Source organism: Nitrosomonas sp. Is79A3 (assembly GCF_000219585.1).
Lineage (GTDB): Bacteria > Pseudomonadota > Gammaproteobacteria > Burkholderiales > Nitrosomonadaceae > Nitrosomonas.
This window is the reverse complement of the sequence record NC_015731.1, coordinates 1,115,994-1,134,659: the sequence shown is the minus strand read 5'-3', so window position 1 is coordinate 1,134,659 and position 18,666 is coordinate 1,115,994. Positions and strand designations below refer to the sequence as shown.

At 49.5% G+C, this 18,666-nt stretch carries 14 protein-coding genes; 3 read left to right on the top strand and 11 right to left on the bottom strand.

Annotated features, from left to right (window positions below):
* Nucleotides 1-126: 126 nt before the first annotated feature.
* Genes NIT79A3_RS05135 through NIT79A3_RS05125 form a run of 3 tightly spaced genes read right to left on the bottom strand, consistent with a single transcriptional unit; the run spans nt 127 to nt 4,447 of the window.
* A complete protein-coding gene (locus NIT79A3_RS05135; protein ID WP_013965187.1) occupies nt 127-1,236 on the bottom strand; it encodes a lipocalin-like domain-containing protein in 1,110 nt (369 codons plus the stop codon).
* Nucleotides 1,236-3,785 (bottom strand): FtsX-like permease family protein, encoded by a 2,550-nt coding sequence (locus NIT79A3_RS05130; RefSeq protein ID WP_013965186.1) that lies wholly within the window; start codon nt 3,783-3,785, stop codon nt 1,236-1,238. The genes NIT79A3_RS05135 and NIT79A3_RS05130 overlap by 1 nt, the downstream gene beginning before the upstream one ends.
* The gene (locus NIT79A3_RS05125) at nt 3,782-4,447 is read right to left on the bottom strand and encodes an ABC transporter ATP-binding protein (protein WP_013965185.1); all 666 of its coding nucleotides are present in this window, start codon (nt 4,445-4,447) and stop codon (nt 3,782-3,784) included. Before NIT79A3_RS05125 ends, NIT79A3_RS05130 begins: the two co-directional genes overlap by 4 nt.
* Nucleotides 4,448-4,605: 158 nt before the next feature.
* On the opposite strand from NIT79A3_RS05125, the gene NIT79A3_RS05120 reads away from it, so the two are divergent.
* The 3 genes from NIT79A3_RS05120 to NIT79A3_RS05110 all read left to right on the top strand — a co-directional run bounded on the left by NIT79A3_RS05120 (nt 4,606) and on the right by NIT79A3_RS05110 (nt 7,153).
* On the top strand, nt 4,606-4,887 hold the full coding sequence (locus NIT79A3_RS05120; protein WP_013965184.1) for a peptidylprolyl isomerase: 282 nt from the start codon (nt 4,606-4,608) through the stop codon (nt 4,885-4,887).
* Nucleotides 4,888-5,577: 690 nt separating this feature from the next.
* Complete coding sequence (locus tag NIT79A3_RS05115; RefSeq protein ID WP_013965183.1) at nt 5,578-5,895, top strand: hypothetical protein; 318 nt, start codon at nt 5,578-5,580, stop codon at nt 5,893-5,895.
* 427 nt (nt 5,896-6,322) lie between these two features.
* Nucleotides 6,323-7,153, top strand: coding sequence for a hypothetical protein (locus NIT79A3_RS05110; RefSeq protein ID WP_013965182.1), 831 nt, complete (start codon nt 6,323-6,325; stop codon nt 7,151-7,153).
* A 428-nt stretch (nt 7,154-7,581) separates the two neighbouring features.
* Here NIT79A3_RS05110 and NIT79A3_RS05105 read toward each other — a convergent pair whose 3' ends face one another.
* From NIT79A3_RS05105 to NIT79A3_RS05070, 8 genes are all read right to left on the bottom strand, one after another.
* Nucleotides 7,582-8,544 carry an IS5 family transposase gene (locus NIT79A3_RS05105; RefSeq protein WP_013964369.1) on the bottom strand — a complete coding sequence of 321 codons (963 nt, stop codon included), beginning with the start codon at nt 8,542-8,544 and terminating at the stop codon, nt 7,582-7,584.
* A gap of 252 nt (nt 8,545-8,796) precedes the next feature.
* The gene (locus NIT79A3_RS05100) at nt 8,797-9,357 is read right to left on the bottom strand and encodes a hypothetical protein (protein ID WP_013965181.1); all 561 of its coding nucleotides are present in this window, start codon (nt 9,355-9,357) and stop codon (nt 8,797-8,799) included.
* Between the two features lie 245 nt (nt 9,358-9,602).
* Nucleotides 9,603-10,286, bottom strand: a complete 684-nt coding sequence (locus NIT79A3_RS05095; protein WP_013965180.1) for a chitosanase — start codon at nt 10,284-10,286, stop codon at nt 9,603-9,605.
* 23 nt (nt 10,287-10,309) lie between these two features.
* Complete coding sequence (locus NIT79A3_RS17715; protein WP_013965179.1) at nt 10,310-10,798, bottom strand: lysozyme inhibitor LprI family protein; 489 nt, start codon at nt 10,796-10,798, stop codon at nt 10,310-10,312.
* Nucleotides 10,799-10,906: 108 nt separating this feature from the next.
* A complete protein-coding gene (locus NIT79A3_RS17710) occupies nt 10,907-11,371 on the bottom strand; it encodes a DUF6882 domain-containing protein (protein WP_013965178.1) in 465 nt (154 codons plus the stop codon).
* Between the two features lie 51 nt (nt 11,372-11,422).
* Complete coding sequence (locus NIT79A3_RS05080; protein ID WP_013965177.1) at nt 11,423-14,599, bottom strand: hypothetical protein; 3,177 nt, start codon at nt 14,597-14,599, stop codon at nt 11,423-11,425.
* Between the two features lie 6 nt (nt 14,600-14,605).
* Complete coding sequence (locus NIT79A3_RS05075; protein ID WP_013965176.1) at nt 14,606-16,660, bottom strand: AAA family ATPase; 2,055 nt, start codon at nt 16,658-16,660, stop codon at nt 14,606-14,608.
* Nucleotides 16,657-18,663 carry a hypothetical protein gene (locus tag NIT79A3_RS05070; protein WP_013965175.1) on the bottom strand — a complete coding sequence of 669 codons (2,007 nt, stop codon included), beginning with the start codon at nt 18,661-18,663 and terminating at the stop codon, nt 16,657-16,659. The genes NIT79A3_RS05075 and NIT79A3_RS05070 overlap by 4 nt, the downstream gene beginning before the upstream one ends.
* Nucleotides 18,664-18,666 lie beyond the last annotated feature (3 nt).

Below are 18,666 nucleotides of genomic sequence, written 5' to 3'. Positions count from 1 at the left end.
TTTACTGCAAAAACCTGCTCAATCTAGCAATTTTTTTACAAAAACTCCCAAACTGCCTAACGTTTCAGTCCGCTCAGAGTCACTTCCATCGATTGATTTGCAAATCCTCACGGATCAGAATCTCACTCATAATGCTAAAGACTTCACGTAGCCCGTGAGTTCCAGATAGCCACGCCCAGCAGGCTGATTATCTCTGGTCAGTGTCACTGCCCCTTCCCAGTAAACCGCTCCGGTAGATTGGCGTGAATCGAGTTCCTGATCATCCAGCAATGGCGTAAGCTGCCATTCAATCTCACCGGTACGAATATGCATCGCGACAGGATAAATCGCTTCGGTATGCGGCGATTTCCAGGTGCGCACAGGTGTAAATTCCACTTGTTCCGGATTAAAAAATTTAACCTCCCCTGATACATCGCGCAATGCGGCATAGGCCCAAACTTTACCACCATCCTTATTACGTATTTGAAAAGCCATCAAGGATGAGCCATCATCCAGATTGGCACCGACCCAATCCCATCCATCGGCTTCCGGATCCAGATAGGCAGTCGACCATTCGTGATCAAGCCAGGCGCGGCCGCTGACTGCAACTGGCTTATTTTGACGAAAAACCGTACCGGTTACACTCAAATGCGGTTCGCTGTAGTAATAACTTGCTTGCTCTGGTTTCGGGCCTTTGCGGGAAAAACCGTTTTGATCTTGCAACATCAGCATTTGTGTCGGCGACAATGATAGTTGCAAGCCAAAATCACCGGTTCGCATATCCACCTGATAACGTCCATCCTCCTCACGCACCAGAGTCCAATCATCCAGCTTCACGTCAGTATTGCCTTGTCTGGCATACGCCAGATCAAAACCTTCACGTGCAGACTTCTCGGTATGCATCAGTTTACCCACCGCAGGATCGGACAATGCCAGATGCGCGATGATTAAATATTTTGCTGCAAAGCGGCTGGGATTCTCATGATTATGGCCGGTGGCATAACGAAAAAAGGTAACCTGAAAGCCCAGTGGATTCTTGTCCTCAGTCTCCAGCCAGCCGGTGATATACCACCATTCAATACGAAAATCTTGATGCGCGCCGTAATCATGCGGGAAAGTCAGTTTGTAATCGGGCACAACCGGTAACAGCCGGGAAGATTCAGCGATAGTCTCCGCCGCAGCCAAGTTTAATATCAGCATAATTATGCTGACAAAATGCAAGCAATAACGTCCGCCGGTATTTTTACTCTCCGCCATTACCAATCCTCCCGTACTGCACGTATCACATTACCGGATACAGCCTGACGCCCGGCCAGCAATGCTGTCAATGCCGCTGAAACCAGCATAATCCCAGCGATCATCGTCAACCAACCCCAAGGCAGATGCAATTGCATGGTCCAATGAAAAGATTGCGGATTGACAATAAAAACCAGGATCAAACTGATACTCCACCCCAATACAAAGCCCAACACAATCCCAAGCAGCGTTAACAAACCACCTTCCGTTGCCAGTATCGCAAAAATTTGCTGCCGCATGACGCCAATATGCCGCAACATACCGAATTCTTTGGCACGCGCCAATGTTTGCGCCGAGAAACTGGCCGCTACGCCCAATAATCCAATCACAACTGCCACCATTTCCAATATATAAGTCACCGCAAAACTCCGGTCAAAGATTTCCAAGCTTAATGCACGCATATCACTCGACCGGGAGATCTCCAATGCCGCACCAAATGGCAATTGCCGCAAATTCGCAATAGCTTCGTCTGGCGCCATTCCGGTCTGTAACCACAAAGCGACCGTATTGACATTCAAATCTCCTGTTAATCGCTGATAATCAGCCAATTGCATCTGCACCGCGCCAAACTGGCGACCATAATCACGCCACACACCGGCAACCAGAAATTCATTGGATGTTACGCCGACCGGCAAAGTCACTTTTTCCCCCACTCGATAACCATATAAATCAACCATCGCTTCCGACACCCAGATCGGCATTACATTCTCGGGCAGTGCTCCCGGCGCAATCCTATCATCCGTCAACGGTAACGTATTCCGGGCATCCATTCTATCGACAGGGCGAGCGAACAAGGTGATTTCAGGCCGATCCACATCGAGTGTTAATTGCTGCGTACGGAAAAAATCCACACGATCAAAACCGGGCAGTTCAGCTATCGCCTTTTGCGCATCAAGTTGAAAACCGCCTTGATCACCGGTTGCCGCAGCACGCACATATAAATCAGCCGGCAAAACATGTCCAAGCCAGCCATCGATCGATACACGGAAACTCGTCACCATGATGGCCATTGCCACCATCAGACTAAAACTGGCTAGTATTCCACCCAGCGCGATAGCAGCCTGGTTAGGCGCATTCGCCAAACGCGCCAGCACCAAGGTAAGAACAGCGCTTAACTGGTAATGCTGCAATTGGTTCAGCAGCATCGAAAAAGCCCATGCCGCAAAGCGCGGCATCAACGCAATTCCGCCGATCAAGAGCAATGCAATCGCCAGATAGCCGAATACCGGCAATTCAAAAATGGGCGGCAGTTGTGTGAACAGCAGGGCAACCAGTAAACAAATCACAGCAAACCAAGGCGGTGAGAATTTTGCCATGGCCACATCCTCACTACCGGACCGCAATGCCAGCGCAGGCTTAGCACGTGCGGCCTCCAGTGCCGGTACAATACTTCCCAGCATTGTCACAATGAGTCCGACCAGGAAGAATATCACTGCAGCCAGTGGATCAAAATAAATGCTGGGCTTAACACCCGGAAAAAAGTTAGTGCCCAAATCTCCACCCAGCAACTGAATCGCCGTGGCGGCGATGGTATACCCTAAGCCCAGCCCCAGCAGCGACCCGATCATCCCGAGGATCGCCCCTTCGGTGATAATTTGCCGCAGTAGCTGTTGCCGTGTAAAACCCAGTACGCGCAACAACGCAAATTGCTGGCGCCTGCGGATGACAGAGAGCACCTGTGTGGAAAACACCAGAAACGTGCCGGTAAAAAGCGCCACCAGCGCCAGCATGTTCAAGTTGACCCGGTATGCGCGCGACATATTGGCAATCCGCTTTTCCTGATCGATTGCCTCAGTAACCCGGTACGATTCACCCAATTCGTCTGCCAGCTTGACTTTAAACGCTGCATGATTGACACCGTTCTTTAGTTTCAGCTCGATCCGTGACAATAAACCGAGCTGCTGGAAACGCCACTGCGCCGCGCCAATATCCATCACCGCAATACGTTGCCCTGCCCGCGCCCGCACCAGCCCGCCAGCCACGCGCAAGGTAATGGTTTGCAATCCCACATGCAATGCTAGCGAATCGCCTTGTTTCACTTGCAACCATTCCATTGCGGCTGGCGACAGAAAGAGAGCATCATCCGCAAGCCGATCCAGCGTTTTTCCTTCCTCGGTCAATCCCAGCAAATCGGGAGAAATCTGCACTGCCCGGAACATATCGACACCGATGATTTTCAGTTTATGATCGTTCCTGTTTTGCAGTTTACCCGGCACCACCACATCCAACTCCAAAACCGGATTGGCTAGTGCCACGCCTTCCGTGTTTGCCAGCAACGGATAAAGCGATTCATCAAAAAACGCTTTCCGGCCATAAATCTGCAAATCCGATTGTCCGGAAAGGCTCTTGCTCGCCGCAGAAAATTCATTGAATGCCGCGGTATTAATCAGATGGATTGAAAACGCCATGGCAACACCGATGGCGATAGCGATCAGCGCCACAACTATTTGCACAAAATGCGCTCGCCATTCACCAAACAGCAACCAACGGGATAATTGTGCCGAGTTCATTCGCTACGCTCTGATTTCACCGGATGCAAACCATCCTTGGTCAAATTCAACACAAAATCCGCCGTAGCAGCCGCAGCATGCGAATGCGTCACGAGAATGCCCGTAGCGCCATTGGTTTTGATTTCCTTGCGCATTAACTGGAGAATCTCATGCGCCGTATCCGGATCGAGATTTCCCGTCGGTTCGTCCGCCAGCACCAATTTAGGCCGATGTATTAATGCCCGCGCAATCGCAACACGCTGCAACTCGCCGCCGGATAGCTGGCGCGGAAAATGATGCCCGCGATCTTGCAACCCCACGTCAATCAACATGTGGTTCACACGATCTGTTGGCGCGCCATTGAGCAATAAAGGCAAAGCGATATTCTGGTTCAATGTCAGATGCGGCAATACATGAAACGCTTGAAAGATGAACCCAAACTGCTCGCGCCGCAATTGTGTGGCAGCGTCATCATCCAGCGATGAAATGGCTACACCATTAATGCGGATCTCGCCCGAATCCGGCGTATCCAACCCGGCAATCAGATTCAAGAGCGTTGATTTGCCCACGCCAGAATCACCCATGATGGCCACATACTCGCCAGCTTTCAGGGTATACGTTAAATTGGTCAGTACCTTCCGTCCCTCGGCGTAGGCCTTATTGACATTTATTAACTCAAGCATTTGCGCTGACACCATTGGATATTTTCATTAAAACCTCTATGACCTGGATAACCATCAAAAAATGGAACGATGCTTTATAAAGCATGGCAATTTATGCTTAAATGTACCACGTAACAAAAATTAATTTTAAGCACTTCTAAAAATACAGGAGAAACTCCATGGCACGAGCCAGCGCACGTCATATTTTGGTAAAAACAGAAGAACAATGTAACAACCTGAAAGCAGAGATCGAAAATGGCGCGGAATTCGGCCAATTGGCAAAACAACATTCATTATGCCCATCCGGCAAGCAAGGTGGTGATCTGGGTGAATTCGGCCGCGGACAAATGGTTAAGGAATTTGATACCGTCGTTTTCAGTGCACCCGTTGGTGAAGTACAAGGCCCGGTTAAAACGCAGTTTGGTTATCATTTGCTAGAAGTGACTAAACGAAGCGATTAGCGTCCAGAATGTCTAAACTATTCGCTAGCGCTCTGAAGGGGAGATCTCATGCGTAGCAGAAAGAGATTGAACTTGAAAAGACTAAGCAGTGCGATTTGGCATAGCGGCATGAGACCGGAATACCGAGATTCTAACATCCATTACACTAGTAACTAGTAGTCAGTCACGTTGAAAAACGCGGATACAAACGAACGTGCCAGTTTGCGAAAGCATCCTGAGAGGTGAAGCGCCAATTGACGCGAGCAGCTTTGGCATTGCGGGCATTGACATTTGCCTTTTTCAAAAAACAATAACAAGCAACTGATTACATAAGATATAAAAATATTGCGCTCTAATTACATTGCTATGTTTCTTTCACTTGACTTGCCTTCACCTGCGGGCTACTGCGCTAATAAACGCCACCAATTTTGATATATGCTATCGAAATTGGTGTTAGCAACACAGTCTAACAAAAACACTTGACTACAAAATCTTACTCCGATATAAATGAAAGCTAGGAACTTTTTTTCTCTTTGTTACCTCAATCTCATTACAAGAGTATAGAGACAATAGAGAATATATACGGGCTGATTAAGTTTTAAGCTTATGTGTAGTAAATTTAAGCTGTTTGGTTTTACGTTGGTAAGATAGCTTCAAACAAAATTTAGTTGACGATTACATTGATAACCATCAAGTCTCGATGAGGGTTTTATGAATGTCGCAATACAAAAACCCATAAGGCTATTCGGCGAAGCACTTGTTTCCTTTTTCGATATTATCCAAGCAGTATCTAAAGTAACAATTGCGCATAGCTTTTCGATTTTGCTTGATGCAATGCACAGCCAGCCTAGGATTGACCTTGTGTTAATTGACATGGAACAGGGCATAGACATAGAAGAATTACGGACATTCTCTAACCAGTGGGCACCTATTGCATTGATTGTTATAGGGTATCAAATTTATCATAAAGAATCATTCGATTCGGTCAGGTCGGATTCTCTGGTCACCTACTCCAGGATACATCCTTAACCCAACTCTATCAAACGAAGGAGGACTCACTTGCAAGAAAGCCTAATTGTGCGCCTGAGATCTCGGGAGAACTGTTTCGAACACTCTACCGTGAAAAATTCGTTACAGATGCGGAAGAATATGGCGAAGCACTAACGCCGCCAGAATGTGTAGTGTTTAGAGAGATTGGCAGCGGGTATTCAAACAAGGAAATCGCGCGAAAGTGAGGACTGAGCATATCGACAGTCAGCATCACGTACACAAAATATTGGGCAAATTGCATGTATCTTGCAGAGCTGAAGCAATGCGGAAAGTGCAGGATGGACCATGGATTGCCGGTTCGATACCGACAGGAGTAAGCGGGCACTGGGGGATGTGTGGACATCACAGCGCCTTAATTCACGCAAGGTCATAATTTCACCTGTTGCAAATTATAAGGATACATAAAATGAATGAAGCCCAAACATCCCCTTCAACTGTGAATACCCCTCCCACACACATCATTGCGGCCAAGGCCAAGGCTGGGCCCGACCAGGATCCTGTCGCAGCGAAGCAGGCCGAGCTCGAAAGCGAGCAATTAAAAGTTGCCTTGCTGCAAGAGGAACTCAAGGCGTTGAAGGTCAATATTGCAGAGTTCCAACAAAACACAGCTGGATATGACGCGGCGTATAACGCTATTATCCATAATCGAGACGAACTGAAGAAATTAGCCGCGCAGAAACAGGAAATTGCTGATGCCGTCATCAACCCCAGTGACATTACCCAAATCGACAAATTGATTCAGGACTTTGATGATAATTTAGAATTGGAAGGTAAGGAAGTGGAGAGTGCAGGAAATAATTCTGATTCGGCCAGACAAGCTGCTGAGAATGCTAATACCCTGCTGCAAACCAAACTCAATGTGTATGAGAATTTAAAGACAAGCCTGAAAAATGCTGAGACGAAATTGAAAGGAATAAAAAACTTAATTGAACTGGCCAACCAAATGGAAGCAAAGGGTAATTATGTCGTGCTTCATTTTCTGGCAAAGGAAGCATCGACTATGATGTTAAGTAAAGAGATTACAGGTATCGTCTCTGCGGATAAATTTCCCGGACAACTAAAGGACGCACAGGAGGCCGTAGAAATTGCAAGAAAAACATTCGCTCAAAAACAGAGCGAAGCAAAACAAGCATCAGATGCATTTAAAGCTATCAGTCAAAAACATGATGCTGCGCTAGCATCCCGTCGAACGGAATTGCTGAAAAATCTTGCAGAATTCAAGCAAACAGCAGTGTAAATAGCGCGATTAATGGGAATTAGCGGCTGTAAGCTCCTTGTTTGTTAACAGAATACCAACAACAACCAAGAGTGATCTTCCGTCAACGCATGGCCATCAAGAGGAATATCCATTGAAAATCGTGTATTCACTCCAATCAAACTCCTTACAGATGTTTTATCCATCGGTCTTAAGGAAGCTCTGATTAAGTCCTTCGACAGGCTCAGGACGAACGGTAATATATTGATTACGTTCGTGATGAGCTTGTCGAATCATGAATGTAATCAACTTAAGGAAGCTCTGATTAAGTTATTTATTCCAGTTTTGTCGACAAAGCTATCGGTAAAGTAGCTAATATAGGCATTATTGTGCGATTAATAACTGTAATTTTTAGCAGATTGCATACTATTCTGTCCCCTGATGCTGATTTTCAGGGATATTGGACGGAATTATCCCGTGGTTGGCATCCACACCTTACGGACATGGTAAAGATTAGCCAAGGCAAACAACAGATAAAGCTGTTGTGCATTCTTGAACAATCCTCGGTAACGGACTTTGGTATAACCAAATTGTCTTTTGACAATACGAAACGGATGTTCAACCTTTGCGCGTAGTGAAGCTAGCATACGATTGAGCACGGCATGTTCTGCTGGCAATTCCTCACCGCGCTTGCGTTTGAATGGCATACCCCAGACCGGCTCTTCCGGCTGTCGTTGCGCTTCCAGATTGCGATCATTACGAGTATAAGCCCGATCACCCAATACAATTGCCTCTTCGCCATGTACCAGCGCATCAATCATGTTGCCATCGGCCACTTTGGCCGTGGTAATTTCCAGGCTATGCACCAGGCCGGAATCGGCATCTACGCCTATGTGTGCTTTTAATCCAAAGTAATAGTTGTTGCCTTTCTTAGTCGAACTCATCTCGCCATCACGTTTGCGTTGCCGGTTCTTGGTCGATGGCGCAGCCGCTATCAGCGTGGCGTCAACTATCGTGCCCTGACGCAGCAATAATCCCTGTTGCGCTAACCGCCCAGTTGTTTCAGCAAACAGGCTTTGTGCCAAGTGATGCTTCTCCAGCAGGTGGCGAAACTTGAGGATCGTCGTCTCATCAGGCATAACATCTTCTCCCGCATCTAGTCCTGCAAATTCACGTAGCATCGGCACATCATGTAACGCTTCTTCCATTGCCGGATCTGAATAACCAAACCATTGCTGCATCATATGAATCCGCAGCATCGCTTCCAACGCAAATGGCTTGCGTCCCAAACCTGCTACCGGATAGTGCGGCGCGATCCGATTCGTCCAGTCTACCCATGGAACCACTTGCTCCATTTCTTCGAGAAACTTTTGCCGGCGAGTTACTTTTGGTTTCTTGATAAATAATGGAATCGACAATACTAATTGTTTCATCAATGCATTCCCTTGCAGTGGTTACAATCTACCGCGTATTTTACAAGTTTTTGGGACTTAATCAGAGTTTCCTTAATAATAAATAACATTTCTAAACTAATCTGTTAATCGAGTTTCCTCTAGCAGGCCGTTGAAAAACTATCTGCGTTGCCGCTACGGTGTTAAAAACAGACTCAAAATGCTCATTTATTATGCATAAACTGCGCTTTTTCGCCTGTTTTTGCCCTGCATCGGCTGCCTCGAAAACGTTTTTCAACGGCCTGCTAGATGATCACGAAAATCTTCTGACCACTTTAAGAGTTCTTGCTCATTAAGCCCCAGATTGGACAGTCCCAGATCTTTCCTTATCTCCATCAATACCTTGATGAATTGTGCCCTAACCTTGGGATCTGAAAAATGCGTTTCGGCTGCAAGTTGCCGAAGCTTAATGTAGGCCTGGATTATCTTGGGATTGGCCCAGAGGATGAATTGCTTTTCAAGCTCCTGTAGATCACTCGCATCTATCCCAGTTTGTTGCTGGGAGTTTTGCCAAAATACCTTTCTCCAGATTTGAATAAACTGCTCATACGCTAATCTTTTCTTGATATTCAATACATGAATATCCCTTTGTGACCCACGCAAAGCGCTCGCAATGATGCAACTAGAAATCAATAACGTGGCGGCAGCAATAGCGGTAATCGCTGAAAGTTGGGGATCGAGGCTGGCGAAGAGATTTTCTGTGACGAAATTGAAGGCATAATAGATCCCGACACCTAGCAGACCCAGTAAGGCAATCCCAAAAACTACCGAAAGTAATTGGCTAATAAAATTCATGTAAGCCTCCAATAGAACGCATACTTTTTTATAACATCAATCCGGTGATATCCATTAGGAATCCCTGAATAATTCACCTTTGTCATTCCGAACGTAGTGAGGAATCTTTGGTAATCAACAGTATAGATTTCTCGCTCTGCTCGAAATGACAGTTATTCAGAGGTTCCATTACTATTCCAATTACTCTCCAGACAGCTTCTGATTCTTTTCCGTGGATTCCACTTTGCATGCACGAACTGACTCAATCAGGTTCCCGATACCTTAGTGCCATGCGCATCGATCGGCAGTTGCGACAAATCCCAATTACCGCGCTGGATCTCGCGATTAAAGCATTCGGTACGGTACACCGTTCTGCGCAGAAGCTCGTTGCTATGGTTTCTCAGCCAGTTATCTCGCGCAGCCACATATTGTGCGATCCAATCCTGTTCTTCGCCACCGTTGGCTGGCGTTTTAGCTGGAAAAAGCTTACGCAAGAAACCGGGGATTGATCCACTATGGATAAATGAATCATAGATCACCAGCGCTGATAGAGCCTGGGAAAATCCGTTATCGCTGGCCCAGCGCATAGCAGGCTGAAAATAGCCTTCATCAAAAAACTCATCCTGCACCCGTTGCATCACCGGATCTTTGCCAGCTTGCCGCAGCAAATCCAGAAATTTATCATCATCGACCAAGGGCGTGTGACCAATCTTGTCGACAAACAGTTTGAGTTCATCGCTTAAGCTTCCACCGCTCTCAGCATACTTTTCCACCAGATCATGGAGTTTGCTGTACTCGGTGGTTTGCGAACGGCCATAGGTCACCTGCCGAATGCCATGGGGGCCATCAGCAAACTGCGCGATGGCACCATAATCACCGTGCATGCTTCCGGTTTCAAAAACATTCACGACTTGTTCACAAATGCGTTTTTGCTGGGTGGTAAGATTCATAATAATTCTCCTTTTGATGATTGTTACTTGGTTTGTGTGCGTTCTAGCAAACGTGCCTTCAGCTCCGCAAGCCGCTCCTCCGTGAACTGGCGAAACGCATCGCTATATTCCAGCGATGCAAGCGTTCCACCTTTGGAGACGACTGAAGCTCGCGCTTTCTCATCGCGTTGATTTAACCAACGCTTCTGTTCGTCGAACAGCTCAGTTTTCCCCTGAGTGTTAAGGGACTGCATCAACTGGACATAAGCAATGAAAAGCTGTGCGTCTCGAATATCCGCGAGGTTTTGGCTCGTCCGGTTGAGAACTTGCTGGGAGGCTTGCCTGTCCTCCTTGGAGGATTCTTCGATGGCTTGCGCTACCTGATCCAGCGAAGGTGTCCAGGATTCCGGGATGATTTGGAAACAATCAGAAAATTGGCCGAATTCTGATGCCTGCAATGTCGTCAAACACAAAAATAAGGAAACGAGTACAATGATTGCTCGTTCCCTGTTTTTCATGAGTTCTTTCTTCATTAGTTAATCCAGAATAGTTCAAACATGATCAGCCTTACGAAACTCTACAGTCAGCGCAAATTCCTTTCATTGATCATCCAGGCTATTGCGGCTGTATATTGGGCAATATCATTCAGTTTTCCGGATCGAAAACAGTAACAAGAATAGATAGCTTTTCTGGCTTACGACGCGGTATATGCACTCAGCATCCAATATCTGAGCAGCTATTGAGGCCATCGACCACGCTTTACCTTCGTCACAGGGCTCGAATGATGTACGCACCGTCCCAATGTCATTTTGCTCACCAAATTGGCGTACTTCCCCCATTTGTGCAGCCACAACTTCGGGCAAAGATTCATTGTCCCAAGCCCAGAGCCATGAGTCGGAAAGGGGTGACCAGCTTCCGGCGACTTGAATATCGGCTGAAATCTTTTCCACACCGTCTTCGTCGAAAAAACTTATCTTAGCTGTCGGAAGATCAATGTCGTAGCGCCGGTAAGAACCAAGACCAAAGCAAGCCTTTGCAGAATCTATACTTGCTTGGGCACGTAAACGTGCTGTTTCTACCAGTTGTTCATATTGTGTGGCTTTCACGATTTTTCCTTCAAAAAGTTAAGTCTCGGAATAGGCACCATCGTTCCTCCACTAATCAAGCTTGAACCAGCTCTTGATGGTTGCCTCAGCTGTCTTTGCAACTTCAGCGTATTTAGCTGCGTACTTGGTACGCAGGGCGATGAGCAAGTCCTGCAACTGTCGTGCCTTACCCGACTCAATGTGCTGCTGACCTGGTTTGGGTGCGTTTATTTTGATGTTAACCTCCGTAAGTATGGTTTCTGGCTCCATCCCCTTTAGTGCCGCACGGAATTTCGCGCCCATCTGCGAATTCATCCGCTGTTCGATCATCGCCATATTCTCGGGTGTGTCGGTTCCCGACATCTGCAATTCCTGCTGGTGATCTGCCTGCAACTTCGTCATCAGAGCCTTGGGGTCTGTCCGGTCGGCCTGGTCTGGAATACTGTCGATGAAGGAGTGTATTTGGGCGCGGAAACGATCCTGCCCGCCCTGGCGCAATGGCTTGGTCGACTTCTGCTTCTTGGTCTTGGGATCGAACGCCAACGTCATAGCTTTATCGGCTGTCTTCTTCTCAGTCGCGCTCTTGATCGCCTTGGCCTTGGAGTTGAACTCGTCCAACGGCCAATCAGGCTCGTGTTCGATCAACACTTTCGCTTCCGGCTTGTCCTTACCCACTTTCAGTTTTGTCTGCGTTACTGTGATCGGGTTGATGGTTGCCCGGATCGACCAGTACTCGCCCGCCTGCACGGGCTCTAGCGATGTCAGCCGGTAGCGAAGCTTAATTACGGCCAGTAGCGGCTTGAGTACGATGGCGCCAACCCGCTTACCGGAGAACTTTGAAACTGCGGAGAGCGCCGCCTTCGATGCCTCGTCCAGCCGCTTTTTCTTGTCTTCCTCCGAGTCCCCCTTACCCGAAATCTTCCCAAACAACTTCTTAACCACCCCCACAATCTTCGCAATCGCCTTATCGATGGCTTTATCAACCTTAGCTTGTACCTTCTTGATGAATTCCTTAATTTTTTCGCTGATACCACCCAGTCCGATCAAGCTAGCCAGGAAACCGATTAGGATTGGTACCATATTGCCAAGCGATTTTTCAATCCAGTTCGCGGCCCCGCCGATGGCACCCTGAGCGATGGCAGCGATGGAGTTGATGACTGATTCGACGAATTCCATGATCTGTGCGGCACGTTCGACCACGAAGCTCACCACGCTGGCGATCATCATGATGGCTTGGATGATTGCCCCAGCCGGGTTGAACATCGAGACGATCTTGGCGACGGCTTTCTTAACGATAGTGGTCACGATCCAATCTTGAATTGCGCCGATTACCATTTCCTTGAGATCAGAAAGATCCTCCTTCACTTTCTCCCACAGAGCTGCCGGTCCACCCTTGACTAGAACGGAAATGTATTCAACTACTTTTTCGATAGCCCCGACGGCACGTTCGCCAATCAGCGTCACGGCTTTGGCACGCATGCGCTCATACGTGATGCCAAGCACACCCAGCACAAGCTTGAGGATGGATGGCAGGGATAAGTCAGCAGGAATTTCGATACCCGCCTTTACCAGCGTACCAAACAGCCATTTCATGAAGCCTGTTTTTAAGTGCGTTAAGATGTTACCGACAAACTGATTGAAACCGGCTTTGATGGCGGAAATCAGGTTACCCAGAAAAGCAATGGGATCTTTCAGGATCAGTTCGATGGTATCCCCACCCTTGCGTAGAATGCCCATCAACCGGGCCTTGAATTCCGCCAATGCTTTGAGGATTTCGCCGATTTTTTCCTTAGCCTTGTCTACCAGTCCTCTGTTCTCATCCTGAATCGTCTTAAGGGATTCATCTGCCTTGTCAAAGGCTTCCTTATATTTCTGCGCAAGGCCTTCGGCGAGTTGCTGTTTCTTGTCGTCGATGCCCGATTCCAGTTCGGCAAATTTTCCTGCAAACTCGGCCTGTACCTCTGTCGCGCGCGCTTTCACACCGGGTGAAAGCGTGGCCGCTTGAGCGGCAATCTTTGCTTGACCAGCTTTCACATCATTCTTGGCAGCAGCCAATTCTGACTCAACGAGATTAGCCACCTGTGCAGCCAATACATTCATGGCAGCGGTGAACCGGATACGGCCCGATTCATAGAAGCGGTTGACTTCATCGGGCAAGTTGAGAATCTGGTCTTTGACCCAAAGCGCCAGGCCAACCAAGGGGACGGACAGATAACGCTTCAACTTGTACTGAAAGAGTTGATCTTCAACAAAACTCTTCATTGCACTGAGCGCGGCTTCCACGCCTTGGTCGAAAAGTGCGTTTACCTTGGTATCCAAAAGTTCGAGGCGATTGTCGATTGCCTGTTTGGTTTTCTCGAACGTGGAAACCACAAAATCACTGAAGGATTTAAGTTCTTGTTCTTCCTTAGCCTTTTGTTGTTCCTGCTTGGAGAGAACTTTCGTCTTGTTCCCCCCTTTCACGCTCAGTAGCGAAGCGGCGCCTTTTTTGGCAACATCCATAGCTTTGGATGCTGTTTGCGCGAGCGTGCCAACTTCCTTAGCGCGGTATTTCGCCGGACCTGCATCGGCTTGCTTGTTTACCGCATCCTTGGCAGTCAACATCGTGGAGTAGCGGGTATCCGTTTGCCAGGCGGATTTATTCAAATTGTCAATTTTGTTATTTTTCGTTTCCTCAGTCACCTCGGCCTTGGATGCTTGCAAGGAAACTTCAGTATCCGGTTTAGGCGCTGGCATGGCACCCGCAGCATCAATCTGCGGTACCGGCGCCGCAGGTTCCGGGGCGATTGGCGTCACTGGTTTGCCAGGCACACCCGCTTCAGAAGGCTGCTGCCCGGATGTGTTTTTGAGCGCTCCGGTGGCTTCCTGTTTCTGTTGTGCGACATTACCTTTGAGCGAGCCTTTCATTTGCTCACTCGAACCGCCTTTCATGAATTTCTCGGTGTCACCCAGAGTTTTGGGCATAGCCTTGGCAATTTCGGCCTGTAAAAGCGCTAGAAAACTGGAAGGCTCAGGTTTTTTGGTCTCTGCTTGTTCAAGCTTTACGACCTGGTTGGCGCGCGCACCAGCGGCTTTTTCATTGGCAGGCGGCTTGGCTGCTTTGGCAGGTTCAGCCGCTTTCTTTGCGGCGGGCGGGTGTTGTTTAAGCTTGCGGCTATCGGCGTTTAACTTATCAATCGCACGCTTGAAGCGCGGATCGCTTTGGGGGTTGGCTTTGCTCTTAGCAACAGCGCGCGCAGCCGCAGGCATAACAATCTAGCCCTTTGGTTTCAGAATAGGGCAATGCGCACCGGTTTTCCGGTACTCACGCACCAACGCGGCATACAAGTGCTCATCACGGACCAAACTCTGCGCATCCATGGCAAGGAGACAAGCGTGGGTGACCACATTACGCAACTGGCCGCCGGTAAATTCGCACCGGTACGCCACTTCCTGCAGCCAGCCATCATCGACCGCATGGTTGCGCAAGTGCATTTGAAGAATTTGGTAACGTTGCCATTCGTCTGGCGCATGAAATTGTATGACCACCTCCATGCGCCGCGCGAAGGCTTTATCGATACGGTCGGCTGCATTAGTTGTAACCAGCAGAATGCCGTTGAATGATTCGATACGCTGCAGCAGAAAATTGGTCTCAAGATTGGCATAACGATCATTCGAAGAACCGACATCAGTGCGCGAAGCCATCAGCGCATCACCTTCATCCAGCAGCACAATGACATCGAGCTCTTCTGCAGCACTGAAAGCATGGTCGATATTTTTTTCCGTTTCCCCCAGATATTTATTGACGGTGGCAGATAGATCAACCCGATACAAATCCTTGCCCAGTGTGGCTGCCAGTAAACGTGCCGACATGGTTTTACCAGTGCCGCTTGGACCGGAAAATAGCGCCCGGATTCCGGTCGAATGTTCTCCGCCATTTAACGCAATAGCTGCCAGCGGTTCGCGATACCGGCAACGCAATATCAAGGTGCTCAGTTCCGAACGCGTCACGTCATCGACGGCCAAATCATTGAGGTTGCCGCCGGTTTCTAAACGCGTCGCCAGTGTTTCCAGACGGGCGCTATGCAAACCCCGGCAAGCCAATTGCACATCGCGGCTTTCGATCGCATTGCGACCCTCCAATTGCGCATAACTTAAAGCGGTGCGCGCTGCACGGCGAATGTTGCCGCTGGTGAGATAAACCGACTGCGCTAAATGATTTAGAATGGCGGCACTTTGCGCAGGTAGTGCGTTTTGCCAGTGCAAGTAACGAAGATCGGCATCCGGCATCGACACTGCTACGGTCAATAAAGTACGTGTATCGTCGCCATAAATCCCTCCATGTGCTCCCATCACCACTGCAATGAGACCGGTGAACAGGGGCAGCGGCGGCAGAGTGCGATGTTCTCCCGGTGACAATGACAGTTCGATCACGGGCAATGCATCCAGCAGCACTGCAAGCACCCCGAGTAACCGCCAGCGTGATTCGTCATCCAGTACAGCCGCGTTCAACACCAGTATATCTTTGCCCAATTCATGTGCCACAGCGCCCGCCAAGGTTTTTCGCCCATTCTGGCGTGGTCCGCGGACGATGAGCATCTGCTCGGGTTGTGCTGCCAGTAATTGCGGCAACTTATTGTAAATATGCGCTGCAGATGGCGATGCGATATAACGTGAAAGCGGCATCAAATCAGCCTTTGCTACATGCCGTAACCAGGGTAACTCCGGCGGTTCGCCGCGCAATACATCCCAAACCGGTGACGCCACGGCGAGTGTCCATTCAGAACGCGGCGCTTCAGTGTTCAAAACTTGCAGCAAACCCGTCTGAACCAGACTGCGAATGCAGCGGCGCACCTCTTCGATACGATCCTGCCCGGCATCATTGCTACGCCACCAGGCAAGCAACAATCCCACAGTCGGTCGGCGTTCGCCTCCAGTTGCTTGCTCAAACAAAACCGCGAAACGCGGATCTTCCTCCTGCAAACCGGCAGCCAATAGTAATTCCAGCTCCAAGCGGCTGAGTCCCGCACGCAACAAAACAAGCAACGGAAGCTTAGTTGACGCCGCGCTTTCCCATGCGACGAGCGCTGCACGCCACTGCGTTGAGGTTGGATCGGGGTGCTGAAACAATGCGGCAAGCTCATCCGCATAATCCTGTAAGAATGGATAGGTTTCCAGTGCAGCAGCGCGGTCACCGTTGCCACAGGCTTCCATCAAATGCGCAATCACACCAAATAGCGCTAGGCGAAAGTGCCCTGGCACAGTCTGTGCAACGCCTTTGAACGGGTGTTCGGGTGTGATAGCTAAAATGGGTATGTTCTGCGCGTTCATTCGAAGTGGAAAGCGATCGTTCGGCTAGCAGCCGGAATCCAGCCGGGGTCGCGATCAAGGCCAGCGAAGCGCAACGAAATCGGCAAATCTGCCAAGGATAAATGCACATCAAGGGTAGTTGCTGTGCAATGGATTTTTGCAGCGTGACAGCACACCAACCTCGCTACAACATCCGGCATATCGTCTCCCAACGCCCGGATCAGACGAGCGTTCAGATAGAGTAAGATCCAACGTATCCAGCGGCTAAGCGAGCTGCGCGAGTTGATTCCCGGGATAAATTTCTGCGGCTGCTTGTCGATGCGTGCCAAGCGCGCTCCCTTCAAAGTTTCATGCTGCGCGCATAGCTGAGTAGCTTGAACCAATGGGGAAACACCCTTGTTACGTTCCACATCGATGATGACAAAACCTGCTTCATGCCATATTTGCAGCCGTTTTCGCGTCACATAAACCTGTACTTCAACTACTTCACCCCACGGCTTGAGCCATTCGTCTGGTATCACCCATGAATCCGGCGCCACAAAATCGCTGCCGGGAGGTTGTTTTGCTGTGCGTCCGGCCAATTCTGCAAGCAAGGGCCATACGGCATCCTGCTCGAAATCCCGGCGAAACCACGCTCGGCCGATCAATGCCAGCCAATCCCAAGGCGACAGCGCAATACCGGGCGTACGCGGCTGAGTGAAATCACCATACAGCTCAAGCGCTAAAGCCATATTGAACAGATAAAAAATACCGCCAAATTGTGTATTGATGCCGGGCGAGAACAGCGTCGCTGGTTCGTTATCAGGGTGCGGCGTGGATACAGGGGATAAAATGGACAGCGGCGGCGCAACTGGTCCTGATTGAGAGTCCGTATCCACAAAAACACCCGACGGAATCGTGTTGTGCTCAATTGGAGATGCAACGGACACCTGTTTATCCGTCAAACTGGTTACAGCCGATGAAGAAGCGTCAACAGATGCTTTCGACACAGAGCTTGAATCCAGCGGATGCTGCACTTGCGGACCGGAAGCTGGTAGCGGCAAGCCGTGATCCGGATCCGGAATTTGCTCTTCCTGCCGGAATTCATTGTTCGCCGCGGCAACGGGATCTGGAGTGTCATCCTTATCCAGCACAACGATTTCCGTCTCGAAAGCCTGCAGGGCGACCACCAATGCCGGGCTGCGTGTCCAGCTCGATGCGCGTTGCAAACCCAGTGAGAGTGCCAGCAAGCGCCGTTGCAGCAGTGTAAGGTTGTTTGCTTGCAATTCCGGAACGACTGCAAGCAAATATTGCCGTGCAGCGATCAAATCCTGAAGCTTGTCGCTTGATCGAACAGGCATAGAGGTTTGCATTTGCTGGTCTCGCAATGAAACCGGGGCGGCACTTGGCAGGGCTGTTTCCGTCCCCTGCGAAAACGGTGCAGGCTGCAGCCACTCCGGCAGTAATTGAATGGCATGGGCCTGAGTGACCGCAATCATGGCTTGTTTCGTTTCGGCTTCGCTTAAACGCGTGATCCAGGCGATCACTTCTCCCTGTGTTGCCAGGTGCGACAGCACAGCGGGCAATACATCACCGCGCGGCAGCACCGTACGACGCCACCATTCCGGCGCTGAAAAATCCCGCATTATCGTCCGCCACCACCAGCGCCCGGAAAGCCGGCCACGCAACCAATCCCGCAGCAGACAAGCCATCAGCTCGGATTCGTCAGCAAACAATACCGCTGCCGCCCCTACCGTATCTCCATGCAGCCATGGCCGGTGTGCCTGCTGCGCATTGCGCGTGAGCTCCGCCTGCACCGATTGCGCAAACGCAGCGCTACGCCCTGATGAATCCAGACGTAGCCGCGCGGCAGGTGCAATCCGCTGAACAATCAACAGAGCGTGCGGCGGCAGACCGAATGCTGCGGGATCCAGATCCGCCAACGCCGCCTCGAAGCGCTGGCGAGCCTGTATCCCGTCAAAACGGCCATAAAGGCGCACATTGTTTAAATGGAGATAATTGGATCCAATGCCGAAGGGAATCATCTG